This window comes from Sphingobacterium detergens, from assembly GCF_003610355.1.
Lineage (GTDB): Bacteria > Bacteroidota > Bacteroidia > Sphingobacteriales > Sphingobacteriaceae > Sphingobacterium > Sphingobacterium detergens.
Map to the genome: position 1 here is coordinate 425,341 of NZ_RAPY01000004.1, position 21,069 is coordinate 446,409.

The following is a 21,069-nucleotide window of genomic DNA, read 5'->3' on the forward strand; positions in this document are numbered from 1 at the left end:
ATCTCATGAAGAAGTATCTTTCCTTAGTTTTATTTGCCCACAGTGTATTCGCATTGCCATTTGCCCTTATTGGTTTCTTTCTGGCACTGCATACCACGGAATATGCTTTCTCTTGGAAGCTGTTACTATTAATGTTATTGTGCATGGTAACGGCGCGAAATGCAGCGATGGCCTTCAATAGGTACTTGGATCGCGATATTGATGCGATCAATCCGAGAACTGCCATGCGGGATATTCCTGCAGGGAAGATTTCTGCCCAAAATGCGCTGATCTTTACCATCGTCAACTGCTTACTTTTTGTCACAGCGACTTATTTTATAAATTCCCTGTGCTTTATGTTGTCGCCGATTGCACTTTTTGTGGTGCTTTTTTATTCGTATACCAAACGTATCACGCCTTTATGCCATTTGGTATTAGGTGCAGGATTGGGTTTAGCGCCGATCGGAGCATATCTCGTTATCACCGGGCAATTTGCAACTGTACCAGTCCTGTATGGCTTTGCTGTGCTGACCTGGGTAAGCGGTTTTGATATTATTTATGCCTTGCAGGATGAAGCTTTTGACCGCGCCAATAAGTTGAACTCTATTCCAGTCTGGCTGGGAACCAAAGGAGCGATGCGGGTATCCGAATGTTTACACGTGTTGTCTTTTATATTTGTTTTAATACCAGCGTTTTTAATGCCTGTCGGCTGGATTTATTATTTAGGTGTGGTTTTCTATGGTGGGTTGTTGATCTATCAACATACGCTGTTTTCATCGACAAATTTAAGTCGGGTAAACCGCGATTTTATGACCACCAATGGTTACGCTTCCGTCATCTTTGCAGTCTTTTATCTTTTGGATATCTGGTTGATAAAATAAACGTTTTAGCATAAAATAAGAAAGGCTTTAGGAATTCCTAAAGCCTTTCTTATTTTTGTGTCTAATCCAATATGCGTACTATGAAGAAAAATATCCTTATTGTTTCAATTTTATGTCTGTCATTGTCCTCTTATGCCCAGAAGCTAACGAGCTATGTGATCCAGTACAATCAAAGTTTTAATGGCAATACACCCGCCAATCAGAATGGGGTACTGGTCTATGCCGATGCAAATGAAACTTATGTGAGTTCGGAAAAAGATATAAAAGGACAATTGTTGCCGCCTTACGAACGCGTACTGGTGGAGCGATCGTCTGGAAATACCTTGCTTAAGATTGCGAAACTGAAAGATGGTTCCCTTATCCTGACAAGAGACTCTTTGGCGCTTTCCAAACAGAAATTTAACCCGACTAACGAAACCAAGACCATCTTGGGGTATCCCTGTAAGAAAGTGGAAACCAGTATCAATTCCAATAAGATTGAAATCTGGTATACGGACAAACTTGGGGTAAAAGGAGCACCGAGTGAACTCGGGCAGGACCTTGGCTTGGTGTTAGAGGTGATCAGAAATGGCAATACACGTACCTTTGCAACAAAAGTAGAGAAAGTGAAGACCATTCCTGAACAATTGAAGTTAAAAGGAAGCGAAAAACGCTATGATGATCTTTCCTATAAAGATCTAATCTGGAAAAACCGTTTTGTCCAACTTCCGGTTTTCCAAAAGGAACGCATTCGTTTTTCAGATGATACCAAGTCGGATTCGATCTTACGTTTTGCTAATGGTACAGTGATTGTCAAGAAAATCAAAATACCAAAAATCAAAGCTAGTGATAATGTGTTCGTTCAACTTGTGGAGCAATCAAAAGGAGATGCATATGACCGTACCGGATCCGTTTTTATCATTCCAGCCAATAAAGCACAGAGCTTTTTGGATGGTATGAAAAATGGCATGTCAACCTTACCGAAGTACGAAAATGGAAATGGCAAGAGTTATCAGGGAGTGGTAAGAACAGCGACTTTCGAACCTATTGTTGAATTGATGCGTTTCTTTACACCCTTTGGTGTTAAGCAATTTAACTATCTTCAGCTAAAGGATAAGGTTTGGCAAGATTCCGTGCTTTACAGACAGGATGTGTCTGAACTTGCAGGAATGCTAAGTGAGCAGGAAGTGTACGTAGGTGCTTTCATTGGCAACTATGATAAGAATGGTCATGAAGTTAGTGTTGAGCTTACAATTCATCCAGGGTTTGAGGGAGGTTCGGAAGGAAATCTGAAAAAGACGATGTCATTATTTACGACAACCAATGTGATGGAAATGGGTGGGCAGGAGTATGGATCTATGTTCGATAAGGATAAAGGGTTGACACTGTCGTTTCGTTTGGATCAGGATGCTAAAAATGTACAGTTACGTTATATCACGACCGGTCATGGAGGTTGGGGAAATGGTGATGAGTTTGTTCCCAAAGAAAACCGTATTTTTTTAAACGATACCTTGCTCTTTAAATACACGCCTTGGCGCAACGATTGTGGCTCTTATCGTTTATCCAACCCTGCTTCGGGTAATTTTGCCACTGGATTGTCTTCATCTGATCTGAGCCGTTCCAACTGGTGCCCAGGAACAGTGACTCCACCGATTTATATCGACTTGGGCGATTTAAAAGCTGGTGATTACAAATTACAGGTTCAGATCCCGCAGGGAGCTCCTGAAGGTACAAGTTTCAGTAGCTGGAATGTCAGCGGAACTTTGCTATTTGATTGATTGATTGATTGATTGATTGATTGATTGATTGATTGATTGATTGATTGATTGATTGATTGATATATTTGAGGTATTGATTTTGTATAAATCAATACCTCAATTTTTTTTAGATAGGCTCTGTTCAATTAGAGGGGATAGGCGGTTTCACTTTTTGTCTCCGATAACACAAAATAAGTCTGTACTGTATTGACTTGCGGTAATACAGCAAGGCGATGTCTTAAGAAGATATGATAAGCATCCATGTCTTTGGTGGCAATACGCAACATGAAATCATAAGATCCCGCCATCTGATAGCATTCCATGACTTCAGGAAATTTAGCCACTTCTTTTTCAAATTCATTCAGTACTTCGAAGGTATGTGCTTTGAGGAATACCTGCGAAAACGAAATTAATCCGATACCGATCTTATGCCGATCCAAGATTGCCACAGTTTTCTTGATATAGCCTAATCTTTTTAATTTTTTTACCCTTTCATGTACTGCTGCAATTGATTTATTCAATTCGAAAGACAGTTCTTTATTACTTAATGAAGCATCTTGCTGTAATAAGCGCAGTAGTTTTAAATCAATTTCATCCAATTCCATAATCTGAATATTTTCGGTGTTGTTGCAAAATTACAATGTTTGAATGAATAATTTATTGTTATTTATATGTTTTTATTTAATTTTTCTTGAAATTATAGTTATCTATTGAATAATATCTTGTTATTGGTCAATTTTGCAACAGAATAATCATTTATATAAAAATGGCTGAACAAGAATTACTAAGTGCATGCTTATCACCGGCATTGGACAAAAGATTTAAGCATTTGTGGAGATTGGTTGGAAACACGCCAATGTTGGAATTGCAGTATACCTACAAAGGTAAGCCAGGCCGGGTATTTGTAAAATGTGAGAATTACAATTTAACAGGTAGTATCAAAGACAGAATGGCTTTGTATATTTTGTATAAAGCATATATGAATTGCCAAATTAGACCAACAGATGTGGTTATCGAAGCTACAAGTGGAAATACTGGAATTGCCTTCTCAGCAATTGGTAAGGCTTTGGGGCATCAGGTGAAGATTATTATGCCGAATTGGTTGAGTAAAGAGCGAACCGATATTATTAGAAGTATGGGCGCCGATATTCAGTTGATCAGCAAAGAAGAAGGTGGTTTCTTGGGGAGTATTCGTTTGAGCGAAGAGCTTGCTGCTGCGGGTGGGGTTTTTCTGCCACGACAGTTCGAAAATCAATATAATGCGGAGGCACACGAAAAAACGACTGGTTACGAAATTGTCAAACAATTGGAAGAGCAGGGGCTAGTGGCAGATGCCTTTGTAGCAGGAGTGGGAACAGGCGGAACGGTTATGGGGGTAGGACGTAGTTTACGGAAGGCGAATCCAAGTGTTCGTGTACATCCTTTGGAACCTGCGGAGAGTCCAACATTGACAACAGGACATAAAGTAGGTTCACATCGTATTCAAGGTATATCTGATGAATTTATACCGGCTATTGTTGATCTGGATGAATTGGACGAGGTCGTTTGTGCCAATGATGGCGATTCGATCATTATGGCGCAGAAATTATCAAGGCAATTGGGACTTGCCGTTGGGATTTCTTCGGGCGCAAATGTTATTGGTGCCATTAAGTTACAGCAAGAGCTAGGGGATGATGCAGTCGTCGTTACGTTACTATGTGATGACAATAAAAAATATTTAAGCACAGATTTGGTTAAGGAAGAGCCTGTTAAACCGGGGTATCTATCCAGTGATGTTGATTTTCTGGGCTTTCAACCAATATGTAGACTACCAAATCCTGTATTTGGAGCCTAATAAGATTTAGTTTCATATGTTTATAGTTAACTCGGGGAGCGTCATACTCCTCGGGTTTTATTTACATCGGAACGATAAATAGGTCTCAAAGCAAATAAATTATGAAAAACACATTATACGCTGATGAAAACTAATTTTAAACTATTAACCCTTTTATTCCTGCTTATTCTTCCTCTCGCTATGTTTGCGCAGCAGGATAGCACGGCTAACACGGAAGGTATCGAATTTACGGATGGTACAATCAGCCCGGATTCGCTATCATTCGAAGAGTCACCGGATACGGTGACAGCAAGTGTTGATTCCAGCAAAACGGTAGCTGCGACCGCTAAGGCGGGAGATTCTGCTGAAAACGGTAAAAAATCGCTTTGGAGTATTTTCATCGCGGGCTTGGTTGGGGGCTTTGCTGCCTTATTGATGCCATGTATATTTCCGATGCTCCCGTTGACGGTGAGCTTCTTCACCAAACAGTCTGGTAGTCGCGCCAGTGGTATCAGCAAGGCTTTATTATATGGTCTCTTTATTATCGTGATCTATGTTGCTTTGGGGATGATTATTACCATAGCATTCGGTTCTGATGCACTCAACGCACTTTCAACCAATGGAATTTTTAATTTTATCTTCTTCTTACTGTTAGTGGTATTTGCTGCATCTTTTTTCGGTGCATTCGAAATAACTTTACCGAGTTCATTTGTCAATAAAATGGATGCCAAATCGGATAAAGGTGGGCTTATTGGTCTATTTTTTATGGCATTTAGCTTATCGTTGGTATCGTTTTCCTGTACGGGTCCGATCATCGGAACCCTGTTGGTGGAAGCGGCTTCAAAAGGTGAACGATTGGGCCCAGCCATTGGTATGTTAGGATTCTCTATCGCTTTGGCAATTCCTTTTGGGTTATTTGCGATGTTCCCATCGATGCTTAAATCTCTACCCAAGTCAGGCGGCTGGTTGAACAGTGTTAAAGTGGTACTTGGATTTTTGGAATTGGCGCTAGCTTTGAAATTCTTGTCAAATGTAGATTTGGCTTACCATTGGAATTGGTTAGACAGAGAGGTGTTTCTGTCGCTATGGATTGTCGTATTTGGTTTGATGGGGCTTTATCTGATAGGTAAGATTAAGTTTTCTCATGATAGTGATCTTAAATTTCTGTCCGTTCCAAGAACGATATTGGCTATTGTTGTTTTCTCTTTTGTTGTGTATATGATTCCGGGCTTATGGGGTGCACCTTTGAAGTCTATTTCAGCCTTTTTACCGCCATCGGCAACCCAAGATTTTGATTTATCTACCGGAGTTGGAAGTAGCTCCGCGGCGCATACGGATGGAAAAGTTAAAAAATATGCAGAAATATTCCATGGGCGTGGTACACCAAAAGGCTTTGATCCTTATTATGATTACGATCAGGCTCTAGCAACAGCAAAGGAACTCAATAAACCCGTTTTGATTGACTTCACTGGATGGAATTGTGTCAACTGCCGTAAAATGGAATCAAACGTATGGACTGATCCTGCGGTAGCCAAATTGTTGAAAGAAGAATTTGTTATGGCAGAGTTATTTGTGGATGATAAAACTGAATTGCCTGCCAATGAGCAATTTGTTTCCAAGTATAGTAATAAAAAAATAAAAACTATCGGAAATAAAAACAGCGATTTTCAAGCTTCATCATTCAATAGTAATTCGCAACCACTATATGTAATCGTCGACCCAAATGGTCAGATATTGGTTCCTCAAAGTGGCGCAAATTACAATGTTGAACAATACAAGGCATTTCTACAGAGTGGTGTAGATGCTTTTAAAAAGAAAAACTAACCATCGTCATATTCTAATTTTATCCTCCTTGCTGTTTGCAAGGGGGATTTTTTTGTTTTTTGATCATGCTTTCTTTGGAATAGGAACTTTTTCCTATCATTTTTCATGACCTACGCGGGATTTCTTCGGATATTCATTGTGAGTTGTTCGGAATCTGTTCGGGACAGCTTCGAAACAGCGTCCGAACAGAGACTGGACTGGTTCGGGATTTCTTCGACAACTGTTCGACTGGCCTTCGACTTCTTGTCGAAGAATAGTCGAAGGCCAGTCGAAGCGCTCCCGAAGCGTTGTCGAAGCACACTCGAACAACAGTCGAAGAAGTCCCGAACAAATCTCGAAGCAGTCTCCCATCGGTTCTACAAAGCTGTCGAAGCAGTTCCGAAGGCCAGTCGAAGCGATCTCGAAACTCAGCTGAACAGTTGTCAAGGAATGGACAAACCCGATATTGCATAGCCGCCGCGGTGCAAAGTCGAATCGTTATCGGAGGTTTTCTGATTAACTTTGTATACCTGATCAAAGTTGAGATGAACCCCGCTGGCCGGATTTGTTCAATAGAACAAAAAGAGGCCCTGTCATTCTCTCAATCGACAGGGCCTCAAAATTATAATATAAATTTACGGAAACTCTTAGAAATCAAATCTGACTCTGGCGCGGATCCCCCAAGCTGGAGCATCAACATGGTCAAGATAGTTCAGACGTTTGACGTAGTCTACACGCAAAATCTTAAAGATGTTGGATAAACCGATACTGGCCTCCATATAAGGTTCAGAACCGAATGTATATGAACTTTGAATTTGGTCTGCATTGCGTTGCCATGCAAACACTTTAGAACCATAATTTGGATCGTCTGGATCGTTTTCTTTGCGAAGACCACCATAAACACCTTTGAAACTAAAGACCTCCCGTAATTTAAGCTTTTTGATTAATGGGATCTTATTCAATAGGAATCCGTTCATGTAATACTGCACATTGATGGAAGCGTTGTGGTCACTGACAAATTCCAGGAAGTTCATTAAGTTGTACGAGTTTAACTGGTACGCATAAGTCTGGTTTGCCCGGTGGATCGTTAGGAAAGGAAATGGAATCTCTTTTCCGGCAATGTAATTCCCTTCTGCTGTGACATCTGCAAAACCAAACTGGCTTAAATAAAAGCGTTTGAATGCACCGACGTTAAAACTATGGTAATTATATTCTCCCTTTGCTAGACCTTTTATTCCTGCAGTATAGTTGAATGTGAATATCGGGTATTGATTGAAAATCGGAGTACGGTAGATTTTACCTTGATAAAATTCTTCATGCGGTGCGTATCTGAAGTTGACCGATAATTCTGTTGTATTTAATTCGTTGAACAATTTGTTTTGTCCATTTTCATCCAACATCTGGTAGGTTAAGCTGCCTGCTGGAGATTGTTTGTTGATATTAAATCCAGCACCAATAGCCAGATGGTTCAAGAATTCTTTTTTATACTCCAATCCGTAGTTGGTTTCGTAGATATAACGGTCATTATCACCACGTTTAAAGGATAGTAAAAAGTTGTCTTCCTGAATAAACTCAAGCTTTTGTCCAGGGATCTTGGTATCTTTTTTATAAGACGCCCGGATGTAGTGCATAGGGAAGGAGTATACTGATTTGTTATTGAAAGCATAGGTCCCACTAAAAAAGTACTTCCACTTTTGATCCTTGAAGCCATAGGCTGCATAGGTCTCGGCATAGAAGCGTTTGCTCAATGCCTCTGTTGTACGACCACCTATGCGCAAGCGAAATCCTTCAACAGGGTTAAAGCTGTAGAATGTGTTCACTGGGCCAATTTCTACAGGTCCGGCTTGTTTATAACCTGAAAGAACCAAGGCAGCAATATCCATGAAGGTTCTGAACGAAGGGATTTTCTGTAGCGTGTCAATATTATGGTAAATATTCAATTCATTTTGCGCCAAAGCCAATGGGCGTTGTGTTTCAAATAACGATTTGGTTGCTTTCTTATTTTCGATATTGTAAGCAATAACCGTAGAAGGACCATCGTAAATACTATCTGGTTGCTGAATACCGACTTTATAATTATTATAGTTGACCGTCCGGCTTCCTCGAATTCCCATTCCTTTTTCCGTTAGTGAAAAATCAATGCCTAACGTGCTGGTTTTTAGGTAAAATCTACTCTTGCTATCTTTTTCAAATTTGAGCTGAACCTGAAGGTCGCGCACAAAATTTAGGTTGATATCATCGGCAACAGTCATATTAGCGCCCTGAACGGCATAATTACCATCCAACGTGACATACAGCTGTCCCTTAAATAACATGTCTGCTTTATTCCGGGGAACGAAGCTCAGCTCAACCAACCAAGGTTGAGAAGTTTTAATGGTATCAGTAATGAAAAATTTATAAAATGTCGGTGCAGAGTTTGCTATCGGACTCAAAAACTGATTTGTTACCAATGAGATGTTATTGTCATAGATATCAACTTGTTCGTAGAGTTTGTTAAAGTATGCTGCTAGACCATCATTATCGATAAATTTGGGATCAAACTGTGCCCGTTGATCACCGAGTATATACTGCTTGGTCTTACTTGGATCTTTACGGTAGTACACTTTGGACATTTTCTCTTCGATAAAAGCCGGTAACACATATTTATTTGCCGTTTTGGCCGAATCGTCTGTTTCAAAAAGAAATTGATAGTTTTTAAAGATTTTTTTGTTGACAAACTTCTCAGAAAGATTGCTTAATCCCAAAGACATCTTCTCGTATTGATCGAATTCGGCGTATTGCTGTCCCGATAGGCGATTTTTCTCTTTATTTTCGATAACCTTACGGATCAGGGCGACTGCGGGATTGTCTTTATTGCTATATTTTTTCTTCTGGGCTTTGACAACAACTTCCTCCAGCATATTGTCTTGTGCATCCATCAGAATTTCTTTTGACTGTACAGCATCATTGGTCACGAAAGCATCCTTATTATCATAACCGACATAACTTGCTCTGATTTTGACATAAGATGTCGGAAATACCAGTCTAAACTCTCCATTCGCGTTGGTCGACGTAGAAGTTCCCGCAGCAGCTGGCGCACCTACTACAGCCACAGTAGCATAGGCAATGGGTGTCTTTGTCTTTGCGTCTTTGACTGTACCTGTAACCGTTTTGGTTTGAGCAAAGGCTAGGGCCGCTGATAGCAGAAATGTTATCGAGAAAAAGAGTTTAGTTATGAAGGTTTTTGTGTTTATTTTAGCTTCCATTATATTGCTATAATCTTGAAAATTCAAAATTGTTTTGTTGTTTTTACTTTATTTCTGACTTTATAAGTATTAAAATCAAAAAATCAGTGAACAAAGGAAGCAAAAAATTAAGAATATTTAAAATTTTATTGTAATGTAATAAAGGAAATGTGCTTATTTGTTTTTGGGTTTAAATGGTTGTTTTGCAGTTGTTTGTCTCAAATTATTGATTTAGGTCAATAATTTATCATCCACATTTTGACTTCACGATGATTTTCCGATCAAATATTTGCTGACTTTTGTAACGATATAGTCAATTGCGTTAAAAATCAGGAGGAATATGAAAGCTGATTTCCTGTCTAGAACCTGGGTGTATAAACTTAATGAAAGCGGCGTGGAGGTGTAATCTATTGGATTTTCTGCCATAAAGATCATCACCTACAATAGGTGTATTCAGTCCGTTTGGATGTACGGCATGCATGCGAAGTTGATGCGTCCGGCCTGTTAGTGGATAGAAACGGACCCTTGTTTTGCCGTCTTCAATTGCGATTCTCTCCCATTTGGTTTGTGCAGGCTTGCCATAGCTGTAGCAGACCATTTGTCGGGGCCTGTCATCGAGATCCACACGGAGCGGGAGATCAATTAGACCAGATTCCTGTTCAACAATGCCATCGAGTAAAGCGATATATTCTTTTGCAATGGTATGTTGTATAAATTGATCCTGTATAAATTGATGGGCTTCTTTATTTTTAGCAACAACCAACAGTCCTGAAGTGGACATGTCCAGCCGATGAATAATAATAGGGCCCGCTGCAGGATAACGTTGGAGTACACGATTGTAGACTGAATCCTTGACGTATATCCCAGGGACAGACAAAAACTCGGCTGGTTTATTGAAGACGATAATATCTTCATCTTCATAGATTTGCGGGAGCTCCGTTTGCAGTGTTGTTTCCTGTTGCATGGGATTCGGGTCAACGTTTAGTCCCTGAAGCATATAACCCAAAATAGGTTCACATTTTTTACGGCAAGCCGGGTAATAGTTTTTGTGCCGACGGATTTCGGAGGAAGGGGAGCAACCCCACCAAAATTCAGCCAAAGCTATGGGTGTAAGATTGTTGCTGTAAGAATACTGCAATAATTTGGGCGCTGCGCATTCTCCAGAACCTGCGGGCGGTGTGCTTTGGTCAAAGTCCTGAAAAACAGCAACGACATTCTTGTGCTGTCCTGTTGCATTCAAAAAATTATATTGTTCAAAAAGTCTCTTTTGCAAATTTCCAGATCGCATCTTACGCTCTTCTTTCAATGCAGAAATCTCGGAAAGCAATTGTTGGAGCTTAAGGTTTTCAGATTCCAACGCCAGGTGCATGTCATACTGATAACGTTGGAGTTCCTGTTTGTCTTTTAGGCTTTGACTGCGCATATCCTCCATGAGCATTTCGAAGTCCTCATCTGATAGGAGGGGACGCAATCTTGTTCGGGTTTCCTTGCGTTCTTTTTTCTGACTTCTAAGCTTTGTTTTGAGCAGCTCAAGCTGTGTGTCCCAATAACCTTTTAATCTATTGAGATTGCTTGTTGTCTGTTCAAGTTCTTCACTGTTTTCAAGAAATTCAATTTTCCTGTTGAGGGCATTTAAATGTACCTCTTCATTCAGAAAGAAGCCATCCTCTTCCAGCATGTCAAATATTGGGGGAACAAAGTATTGGTGTTTATTGCTACCAGCAAGCTTGCCGGATACAGCGGCAAGGTATCCGAGCCGATGCTGTTGATCGCGGACAACCAGTATGCCAAACATCTTGCCTATGGCAAGATTATCGTTATTTTCTTCAAGACCAAAGTTATGCGTCCACTCGTTTTGCGTCTCCAGATAAGTTTGAAGTTCTTCCGCAGCGATAATGGCTAGCGCATGTGGTTCATAACAAAATGGAAAGGTAAATCGCAAGGGGAGTTCGATACCCGAAATATCCTCTTTGAATGCATGAAAATAAGCGTTGTTGTCTAAAGTACCCACAGTCTTCCCTCTAATAATATTCTGCCTGCAAAAATACGGTTATTATGCTATTGAAATGACATTTTAAACCCAGTTTTTTTTGTTTCCACTTCTTTTTTGGGTAAATTTAACTAAGCAATTAAAAGATATAGTTAACAAATAAACACAATATGAAAACTTCAATTGGAATTAAAGATGCAGACTTAAAAAAAGTTGCGAAATTGCTCAATGTCTTATTGGCCGATGAGCATATTATCTATATGAAAACACGCAATGCGCATTGGAATGTTGAAGGAGCTGATTTTCACGCTGCTCATTTATTTTTAGAATCCCAATACGATGAGTTGGCAGAAGTTATTGATGAAGTGGCGGAGCGTGTACGTACATTGGGTCACTATGCGGTAGGTACATTTGATAAATATCTAAAATTAACGCGTTTGACAGAATCAACATCTGAAAAGACAGATAGTCAATCTTATTATAAAGAGCTGCTGTCGGATCACGAGTCTATTGCGATGTCAATTCGTGGGGATATTGCTGTCGTTGAGGGAACCGCTGATAATGGTACGGAAGATTTTTTGGTGGGCTTGTTGGAAAAACACGAGAAAATGGCTTGGATGCTGCGCGCTCATTTTATAAAATAGTAGATGTAGTCCCATCTGATATGGATAATCCCGCTCCTTTTAAGGAACGGGATTTTTTTTTATGTTTTGTTGTCGGCGCAGGATAATTTTTCTATCTTAAAGAGGAATTAAGCCTTCAGAAACTTTTAACATATTACAGCTATGCTTGAAGACGACAACCTAAATCAAACCACACTAAACGAGGAAGAAAATGATGGTACTTTGGAAAGTATGCATCATGTGAATAATCCGGTATTGGATTTACCTAAAATTGAAAAGAAATACCTAGAAACAGTTGTATCCCACAATCAAAATGACAAATCATACTATTTTTCCGATGGTAAGGCAAAAGTCGAGATTAAGATCGTAACGGATGAGATTGTACGTGTTCGATTGGCACCACAGGGGACATTTTTGGAAGATTTTTCCTATGCTCTGGCAAAGAAAGACCATCGTGTCAGTATACACCAATGTAAAGAGGAGGTAGACCATTATAGTGTTCATACAAACACCATTTCATGTCGCATCAATAAAAGCGACTTTTTGATTTCCTTTTCTGACAGAGCGGGTAAACTGTTTAATGCCGATTTGGCTCCAATGCACTGGGAAGAAAGTCCGGATTTTGGCGGATACTATGTTTATAGTACTAAAGTTGCTTTTGAAAATGAAGCATTTTATGGACTGGGCGATAAGGCCACTAAGCTTAATCTTCGTGGTAAGCGATTAAAGAATTGGAACTCGGACACCTATGCCTTTGCTTATGATCAGGATCCTTTATACAAAACCATTCCTTTTTACATTGGACTAAAGGATGGTGAAGCTTATGGTATTTTCTTTGATAATACGTTTAAGACTTATTTCGATTTTGCTGCCGAGGATCCAGGAAAGACCAGCTTTTGGTCGGAAGGTGGTGAATTACAATATTACTATATCCATGGTCCGCATATTATTGACGTGATCCGTAGGTACCATACCTTGACGGGAACTCACTATTTGCCTCCACTTTGGGCTATTGGTTATCATCAATGTCGATGGAGCTATTATCCGGAAGCCAATGTGCGTAAAGTGGCCGAAGAATTCAGAAAAAGACAAATCCCATGTGACGCCATTTACCTGGATATTGATTACATGGATGGCTATCGCTGTTTTACATGGAATAAACAATATTTTCCAAATCCGAAAAAAATGATTGCTGATCTTGCCAACGACGGTTTTAAGACGGTGGTCATGATTGATCCGGGAATTAAAGTGGATGAAAACTATTGGGTATTTCGAGAAGGTAAAGAGAATAAATATTTCTGTCGCCGTGGTGATGATTATTTTATGGAGGGGTTCGTCTGGCCTGGGCGCTGTCAATTCCCTGATTTTACAAACCCTGAGGTCAGACAGTGGTGGGGAACCTTATACCAGGGGCTGGTGGAAGATGGTGTGGCAGGTTTTTGGAACGATATGAATGAGCCAGCGGTGTTTGGTCGTGGGACTTTTCCAGATGATGTCAGACATCAATACGATGGACATCGTGGATCGCACCGCAAAGCACACAACGTCTATGGTATGCAGATGGTGCGTGCTACCTATGATGGCTTAAAGAAATTGTATAAAAACAAAAGGCCATTTACCATTACACGAGCGGCTTATGCTGGCACACAACGTTATTCTTCGGTTTGGACTGGAGATAATTTAGCGAGTTGGGAGCATCTCAAGCTGGGCACCCTGCAGTTGCAGCGTTTGTCGACGTCAGGGATGTCTTTTTGCGGAACAGACATTGGTGGATTTACAGGAGAACCCGATGGGGAGCTGTTTACAAGGTGGATGCAATTTGGTGTTTTTTCGCCATTTATGCGTGTGCACTCCGCAGGGGATACCCGCGATCGTGAACCTTGGAGTTTTGGTGAAGACTGGGAGAAAATAAATAAAAAGTTTATAGAATTGCGATATAAACTGTTACCCTATATCTATACCTGTTTTTGGGAACAAACGAAATATGGTTATCCGATTTTGCGTCCAATTTCGATGGTGGAGCAACATATTCCGACCAATTGGCAACGTGAAGAAGAGTTCTGTTTTGGCGATAAAATATTGGTGTCACCAGTGTTGCAACCCGGTCAGAAGAGCAAGATCGTTTACCTTCCTGCGGGAGACTGGTTCTATTACTTCAATAATGAGGTTTATATTGGTGGAAAGGAACATACTATCGCAACACCGCTGGATGAAATGCCACTATTTATTCGTGGTGGATCTGTTATTCCAGAATATCCAGTCATGCAATACACTGGTGAAAAGAAAGTGGAAGAACTGCAATTGAATATCTATTTTTCTGAAGGAGTACATCGTTCATACGTGTATTCTGATCATGGTGATACGTTTGCTTATGAACAAGATATCTATTTGGAAAAATGTTTTACACTGTCTGGATTAAAAGATTCCCTTTCTATCAAGCAGACCCGTGACGGATTATTTACCGAGCGATATGAAGAGTATAAGTTGCAATTGATAGGTCTACCATTTGCTGTTAAAAAGGTGAAAACAGATGGGATTGATACAAAAATACAAAAAGATGAACAGGGGCGATATTGGATTAATGTCGCACGTGAATTTGAAAACATATTGATAGAGGGTTAAACATGGCCAATCAAGTAATACCGCATAGTCTTTTTTCGGAATTTGATGTTGCGCTGTTCCAATCGGGCAAGCATTTCAAATTGTATGAAAAATTTGGTTCGCATGAACTGGAAGTAGAGGGTGAAAGAGGCGTTTATTTTGCGGTTTGGGCCCCAAATGCAAAATCCGTTTCCGTAACAGGAAACTTCAATTTCTGGGACAAGGGGAGTCATCCTTTACATGTCCGCTGGGACACAAGTGGAATCTGGGAAGGTTTTATTCCCGGAATAGCCAATGGTGAAACTTACAAATATTGTATTCAGACCTCTTCAGGAGAAGAGCTTGAGAAAGGTGACCCATTCGCATTCAAATGGGAGGTAGCACCTAAAACGGCATCCATCGTCCATTCTAATTGGTACGAATGGAATGACGGAAACTGGATGAAGGAGCGTATCGTAAAAAATAGACTGGACCAGCCATGGTCGGTCTATGAACTGCACCTTGGCTCATGGGCAAGAGATCCAGAGAGCCCAGATACGCTATTAAACTATCGGGAGATTGCTGTACAGCTTGTGGCTTATGTCAAGGAAATGAATTTTACACATGTAGAATTTATGCCTTTGATGGAACACCCCTATTACCCCTCATGGGGATATCAGATTACAGGTTATTTTGCTGCAAGCTCGCGTTATGGCTCTGCGCAGGATTTAATGTTCCTGATCGAAGCGCTCCATGCGGCCGGAATTGGGGTACTATTGGATTGGGTACCTTCACATTTCCCCGGTGATGCACATGGACTTTATCGCTTCGATGGTACAAGTCTTTATGAACACGAAGATCCACGAAAGGGTTTTCACCCTGACTGGCAATCGTATATTTTTAATTATGGTCGCAATGAAGTGCGCTCTTTTCTGATCAGTAATGCTTTTTACTGGTTGGACCGTTTCCATATTGATGGACTTCGCGTAGATGCTGTCGCTTCGATGTTGTATCTGGATTATAGCCGCAATGCCGGTGAGTGGATTCCGAACGAATTTGGTGGTAATGAGAACCTGGAAGCCGTACAATTCCTAAAAGAATTTAATGAGGCTGTTTATGCACATTTTCCGGATGTACAGACCATCGCCGAAGAATCGACCTCCTGGCCCGGTGTCAGTAAACCAACCTATGCCGGTGGTCTGGGATTTGGAATGAAATGGATGATGGGATGGATGCACGATACATTGGATTATTTTAAGGAAGATCCAATCAATAGAAAATACCATCACGACCGTATCACTTTTGCCACAGTATATGCTTTTCATGAGAATTTTATGCTCCCGCTGTCACACGATGAAGTTGTTTATGGAAAACAGCCCCTGATTTATAAAATGCCTGGCGATGAGTGGCAAAAGTTTGCTAACCTAAGGGCGTTATACTTGTTCATGTATACTTTCTTAGGGACGAAATTGCTGTTTATGGGTGGAGAGTTTGGACAAACGTCCGAATGGAATGTGAATCAATCGCTCGACTGGCATCTGTTGGAATTTATGCCACATCAGGGTATGAAAAAATTTGTAGCCGATTTAAATGCGACTTATCAACAACAACCCAGCCTCTTTCAAAAGGCTTTTGATGCTTCAGGGTTTGAATGGATAGATGCTGGCGACCGTGAAAATTCGGTCTTGGTCTATTGGCGTAAGGCATTTGATCAATGGGATGATACCGTGGTTGTGATTAATTTAACACCTGTTGTACGCGAAGATTTTCGTATCGGACTGCCTTATGCAGGAGAATGGGAAGTTGTTTTGAGTTCGGACGATCTTAAATATTTCGGTTCAGGAGTGTGTAGTCAACATGTGGCAAGTGAACACCTGCATTGGATGAACCAGGTGCAATCTGCTCAGGTCAATCTTCCGCCGCTGGGAGGCTATATTCTTAAACGCAAGAAGGTTGTGAAAGAAGCGGTACCTGTAAAACCGGGAGAGCGTGTTCCGCTGTGATCGTATGTTTTATCGGTTGAAGGAGTAGGTAAAAGTAAATTTCAAATAGGATAAGCTCCATCTGAACGATGGAAAAAAATATGTACAGATGAAAGTATTTCATTTAAGTGTCGAATGCTATCCCATAGCCAAGGTTGGCGGTCTAGCGGATGTGGTGGGAGCGTTGCCCAAGTATCAAACTAAACTTGGAGTGGATGCCGCTGTCATTATGCCATGGTACGACCGCCCATTTGTCAAGGATCATTCTTTTGATGTTGTTTATGAGGGGACTTTTTTTCAAGGATCCGAACGATTAGATTATAGTGTTTTCAAGGAAAGAGATAATATACTGGGTTTTGAACTCTATTTGATTAAAATTCCTGGTAAATTGGATCGTCAGGAAGTCTATTGTTACCCCGATGAGGGCGAGCAGTTTATCGCTTTTCAACATGCTGTGTTAAACTGGTTCAAGGCAAAAGCGATTGTACCTGATATTGTCCATTGCCATGATCATCATGTTGGTTTAATGCCTTTTTTGATGAAATATAGCAATGAATATAATTTCCTTGCTGATGTAAAGACGGTTGCGACAGTTCACAATGGCCAGTACCAAGGTTGGACACACTGGAGCAAAGCGATTTTATTGCCTGGTTTTGATAGTTGGAAATGGGGACTCCTGGACTGGGATGGTCTGATCAATCCACTTGCAGCACTGATCAAGTGCTGTGATGCCTATACGACTGTTTCAGAGGGTTACCTTGAAGAGCTTTATGTCGATGCGAACGGTTTGCAGCACTTATTTTATGATGAGCGGCATAAGTCGGTCGGGATTGTCAACGGAATTGATTGGGATATCTGGAATCCCGATAAAGATTATACCCTGATTGAAAATTATAATCTTGCCTCGGCCTTTGCAGGTAAGCTCAAAAATAAGCAGGCACTAGCACAGCAGTATAAAATTGACCCAGCACTTCCATTATTGGTCTTTATTGGTCGTTTTGCGACGGAAAAAGGAGCCGATTTATTGCCGGATATAATTTTGGATTTGACTGAAAATTTTCCCGGAAGATTGAGTATATTTATACTGGGTGCTGGAGATCCAGCGATTCAGGCACGGGTAAAAATGCTCGTGGATAAACAGATAGAAAATTTTGATGTGTTCTTTGGTTATGATGAAAATCTTGCGCATTGGCTTTATGCAAGTGCAGACTTTCTTTTGATGCCTTCACGGGTTGAACCCTGTGGACTCAATCAGCTTTATGCCATGAAATATGGAACCTTGCCGATTGTACACCGTGTGGGGGGGCTAAAAGATACTGTCATCGATTTGGAAAACAATGGATACGGTGTTGGTTTTGACACGCTTAAGGTAGCTGATATCAGAAAGGCTATTGTCCGCGCTGTCGAATACTATGAAAATAGGTCTAAATTTGAAGACAACCAACACAAAATAATGAGTTTGGATTTTTCCTGGGATAAATCCGCAGCGAAATACTTAAATCTATATAACCAATTAATTTAATTTGATATGTCACATCACAATGTAGTAGCTATCGTCTTGGGCGGAGGAAGGGGCTCGCGTCTGTATCCGTTGACCGACCAACGGTCTAAACCAGCTGTTCCTATTGCAGGAAAATATCGCTTGGTTGATATCCCCATCTCGAATTGTCTCAATTCGGGGTTCAATAAGATTTTTGTATTGACACAGTTCAATTCGTCCTCGTTGAATTCGCATATTAAGAATACGTACAACTTCAGTATTTTTAGTAAGGGCTTTGTCGATATTTTGGCGGCCGAACAGACTAATGATGGTGACAAATGGTTTGAAGGTACTGCAGATGCTGTGCGTAGATCGTTCAAGAAGCTGGCAAGCATAGATTACGATTATGTCTTAATCTTGTCGGGGGATCAGCTTTATCAGATGGATTTTGATGCACTGGTGGATTTTCACGTACAGAACGAAGGTGATTTGACGATTGCGACCATTCCTGTCAATGGCAAAGATGCAACAGGTTTTGGAATCCTTAAATCGGATGAGCACAACCACATCACTTCGTTTATAGAAAAGCCCAATAGTGAGCAGTTGGTGGACTGGAGTTCAGAAGTGAACGATCATTTGAAAGCCGAGGGCCGTGAGTACCTGGCATCCATGGGGATCTATGTGTTCAGTAAAGGTGTCCTAAAACGCCTGTTGGAGGAAAACAGCGGAATGGATTTTGGAAAGGAAATTATTCCAGATGCGATTGAAGATATCAACGTACTCAGCTATCAATATGAGGGCTATTGGACAGATATTGGAACAATAGGGTCATTTTATGAAGCCAATATTGGACTGACGGATAATATTCCAGCCTTTAACCTATTTGATAAAAATACGGTTTTTACCCGACCACGTATGCTGCCGCCATCTAAGATTTCGGGCACGACATTGATTAATTCGGTTATCTCCGATGGATGTATTATCCATGCCGATAAGGTCGACCGTTCAGTGATTGGCGTGCGTTCACGTATTGGTATCGGTTCTGTCGTAAGAGGAACCTATATGATGGGATCGGATTATTACGAGGATTTCTCGGATATGGATGAAGCGAAAAGAAAAAATATGCCCATTGTGGGTGTGGGTGAACGCTGTTATATTGAAAATGCGATTCTGGATAAAAACTGTCGTATTGGAAATGATGTTCGCATCAATGGTGGCCCCCATTTGTTGAACGCCAACCATCAGACTTATACCGTTTGTGATGGTATTGTTGTGATCAAAAAAAATGCGGTTATCCCGAGTGGAACGACAATCGGGCTCGCAACAGTATAAATTTATTAAACAAGGGAGATAATATATTGTTATAATTGCATGTTATTGTAATAAATAAATGCTTTGAAACAGATTATCTCCCTTCTTTTTGTATTGATCACACTTGTTGGCTGCGATACGTCCTTAATGGTACAGAGTACAGGTGTATTACGGGATGCTTCACGAAAATTTGAACTCCATAATGGTGACCGTCGTATTATTTATATCCCGATGCGGCATTTAGGGACACGTGTATATTATGATCAGATACAGGCTGCGGTAGATTCGCTCCAAAAATCGGGGTATGTTGTCTTTTATGAAAGTATCGCCTATCAGGTAGATAGCGCAGCACAACGTGATCTATATGATCGTAAGTTCAGAAAATTGACCGGTAACCGTCTCGGCTTACAACAATGTATTGAAACTCCCGGAGATACCTCCCGCGTGTTAAGAGCACCTTTGTACCGTAAATTGGGACAACGCATTATCAGCCAACCGGATTATTCTTTTTTTCTGGTTGACTATGGAACCGCAGTTAATGCCGATATTCCTAAAAATAAATTATTGGATGATTTTGAGTATCGCTATGGTGCCATACAGCTGGACGGCTGCGATTACGATACCCCATTAAGTGCACCCTACACTTGTAAACCCATCAAAACAGCGCTCAAGAATAAGTTTGACAAAGAGTTTGTCATGCAACAGCGCGAGGAAAATCTAGCTTCTCTTGTGGCTGACGCTCCGCAACAGAAAATTTTAATCTTATTTGGCACATCTCATTTTAAAGGCTTTTTGCGTAATTTGCAAGCCAGAGATCCCCATTGGGTCAAGATAAAATAATATGTTAGGAAAGATTTTTATTATACTGCTCGTACCAGTAACCATCTATGTTGTCTATTACCTGTTAAATCGTACCGCGAAAAATAATAAGGCTATCAAACGAGTTTTGAGTGATGAGGGGAAGGATATCCTGGAAAAGGAGGTTGCCTATTACCGCCGTCTCTCTATTGCAGATAAGCAGGAATTTGAATCACGTTGTCTTGCTTTTCTGGATACGGTCAAGATCGAGGGGGTGGGCGTCACGTTGGAGCTGAAAGATTATATGCTGATTGCAGCCAGTGCAATTATTCCAATCTTTGCATTTAAGAAATGGACTTATCCAAATCTGACCAATATTATGATCTATCCCGCACATTTCAATGCCGATTATCAATTTGAAGGCCATGCAGACCGGAATATCATGGGAATGGTCGGAGAAGGTGCCATGAATGGTCAGATGATTTTATCTAAATCAGCATTAGAATATGGTTTCCAAAATGCAAGTGATGGTCAGAATACAGCGATCCACGAATTTGTACATCTCATCGATAAAACCGATGGTACTGTAGACGGTGTGCCCAGTTATTTATTGGATAAGGCGGCTGTGATTCCGTTTATGAATCTAATACGGGAGGAAATCAACAAAATAAAACAGCATCAATCGGATATTGATACCTATGGTATGACCAATCCGGGTGAATTTTTTGCTGTCGCATCCGAATACTTTTTTGAAAATCCAACGAAATTTCAAAAAAACCATCCAGAACTTTACACTGCACTTTCTAAAATTTTTGAGCAAAGTTAAGTGGAGATAAATAAAATTTTAGTATTTTTAAAGCAAACAGAAA

At 40.6% G+C, this 21,069-nt stretch carries 14 protein-coding genes; 11 read left to right on the plus strand and 3 right to left on the minus strand.

Annotation, left to right across the window (positions count from 1 at the left end; translation table 11 throughout):
* The first annotated feature begins 5 nt into the window (after nucleotides 1-5).
* Both DFQ12_RS20295 and DFQ12_RS20300 read left to right on the plus strand, forming a co-directional pair.
* Entirely contained in the window at nucleotides 6-860 is an 855-nt protein-coding gene (locus DFQ12_RS20295) for a UbiA-like polyprenyltransferase (RefSeq protein ID WP_120260862.1), read from the plus strand.
* Nucleotides 861-940: 80 nt separating this feature from the next.
* A complete protein-coding gene (locus DFQ12_RS20300; protein ID WP_120260863.1) occupies nucleotides 941-2,617 on the plus strand; it encodes a PNGase F N-terminal domain-containing protein in 1,677 nt (558 codons plus the stop codon).
* 125 nt (nucleotides 2,618-2,742) lie between these two features.
* On the opposite strand, the gene DFQ12_RS20305 is transcribed toward DFQ12_RS20300, so the two are convergent.
* Nucleotides 2,743-3,201 (minus strand): Lrp/AsnC family transcriptional regulator, encoded by a 459-nt coding sequence (locus DFQ12_RS20305; protein WP_262903069.1) that lies wholly within the window; start codon nucleotides 3,199-3,201, stop codon nucleotides 2,743-2,745.
* A gap of 161 nt (nucleotides 3,202-3,362) precedes the next feature.
* On the opposite strand from DFQ12_RS20305, the gene DFQ12_RS20310 reads away from it, so the two are divergent.
* The gene (locus tag DFQ12_RS20310) at nucleotides 3,363-4,430 is read left to right on the plus strand and encodes a PLP-dependent cysteine synthase family protein (RefSeq protein ID WP_120260865.1); all 1,068 of its coding nucleotides are present in this window, start codon (nucleotides 3,363-3,365) and stop codon (nucleotides 4,428-4,430) included.
* 123 nt (nucleotides 4,431-4,553) lie between these two features.
* Complete coding sequence (locus tag DFQ12_RS20315; RefSeq protein WP_120260866.1) at nucleotides 4,554-6,233, plus strand: protein-disulfide reductase DsbD family protein; 1,680 nt, start codon at nucleotides 4,554-4,556, stop codon at nucleotides 6,231-6,233.
* A 626-nt stretch (nucleotides 6,234-6,859) separates the two neighbouring features.
* Here the strand turns inward: DFQ12_RS20315 and DFQ12_RS20325 are convergent.
* The gene (locus DFQ12_RS20325) at nucleotides 6,860-9,457 is read right to left on the minus strand and encodes a DUF5686 family protein (protein WP_120260868.1); all 2,598 of its coding nucleotides are present in this window, start codon (nucleotides 9,455-9,457) and stop codon (nucleotides 6,860-6,862) included.
* 301 nt (nucleotides 9,458-9,758) lie between these two features.
* On the minus strand, nucleotides 9,759-11,447 hold the full coding sequence (locus tag DFQ12_RS20330; protein ID WP_120260869.1) for an RluA family pseudouridine synthase: 1,689 nt from the start codon (nucleotides 11,445-11,447) through the stop codon (nucleotides 9,759-9,761).
* Between the two features lie 149 nt (nucleotides 11,448-11,596).
* Here DFQ12_RS20330 and DFQ12_RS20335 point away from each other — a divergent pair, with 149 nt between their 5' ends.
* The 7 genes from DFQ12_RS20335 to DFQ12_RS20365 all read left to right on the plus strand — a co-directional run bounded on the left by DFQ12_RS20335 (nucleotide 11,597) and on the right by DFQ12_RS20365 (nucleotide 21,026).
* On the plus strand, nucleotides 11,597-12,070 hold the full coding sequence (locus DFQ12_RS20335; RefSeq protein ID WP_120260870.1) for a Dps family protein: 474 nt from the start codon (nucleotides 11,597-11,599) through the stop codon (nucleotides 12,068-12,070).
* Between the two features lie 141 nt (nucleotides 12,071-12,211).
* The gene (locus tag DFQ12_RS20340) at nucleotides 12,212-14,671 is read left to right on the plus strand and encodes a glycoside hydrolase family 31 protein (protein ID WP_120260871.1); all 2,460 of its coding nucleotides are present in this window, start codon (nucleotides 12,212-12,214) and stop codon (nucleotides 14,669-14,671) included.
* Nucleotides 14,672-14,673: 2 nt separating this feature from the next.
* Nucleotides 14,674-16,632 (plus strand): 1,4-alpha-glucan branching protein GlgB, encoded by a 1,959-nt coding sequence (gene glgB / locus DFQ12_RS20345; RefSeq protein ID WP_120260872.1) that lies wholly within the window; start codon nucleotides 14,674-14,676, stop codon nucleotides 16,630-16,632.
* 88 nt (nucleotides 16,633-16,720) lie between these two features.
* Nucleotides 16,721-18,133 (plus strand): glycogen synthase, encoded by a 1,413-nt coding sequence (locus DFQ12_RS20350; RefSeq protein ID WP_120260873.1) that lies wholly within the window; start codon nucleotides 16,721-16,723, stop codon nucleotides 18,131-18,133.
* Nucleotides 18,134-18,139: 6 nt separating this feature from the next.
* Nucleotides 18,140-19,423 (plus strand): glucose-1-phosphate adenylyltransferase, encoded by a 1,284-nt coding sequence (locus DFQ12_RS20355; RefSeq protein ID WP_120260874.1) that lies wholly within the window; start codon nucleotides 18,140-18,142, stop codon nucleotides 19,421-19,423.
* Nucleotides 19,424-19,486: 63 nt separating this feature from the next.
* Nucleotides 19,487-20,242, plus strand: a complete 756-nt coding sequence (locus tag DFQ12_RS20360; protein ID WP_147420448.1) for a hypothetical protein — start codon at nucleotides 19,487-19,489, stop codon at nucleotides 20,240-20,242.
* 1 nt (nucleotide 20,243) lies between these two features.
* Nucleotides 20,244-21,026, plus strand: a complete 783-nt coding sequence (locus tag DFQ12_RS20365; protein WP_120260876.1) for a M90 family metallopeptidase — start codon at nucleotides 20,244-20,246, stop codon at nucleotides 21,024-21,026.
* The last annotated feature ends 43 nt before the right edge of the window (nucleotides 21,027-21,069 follow it).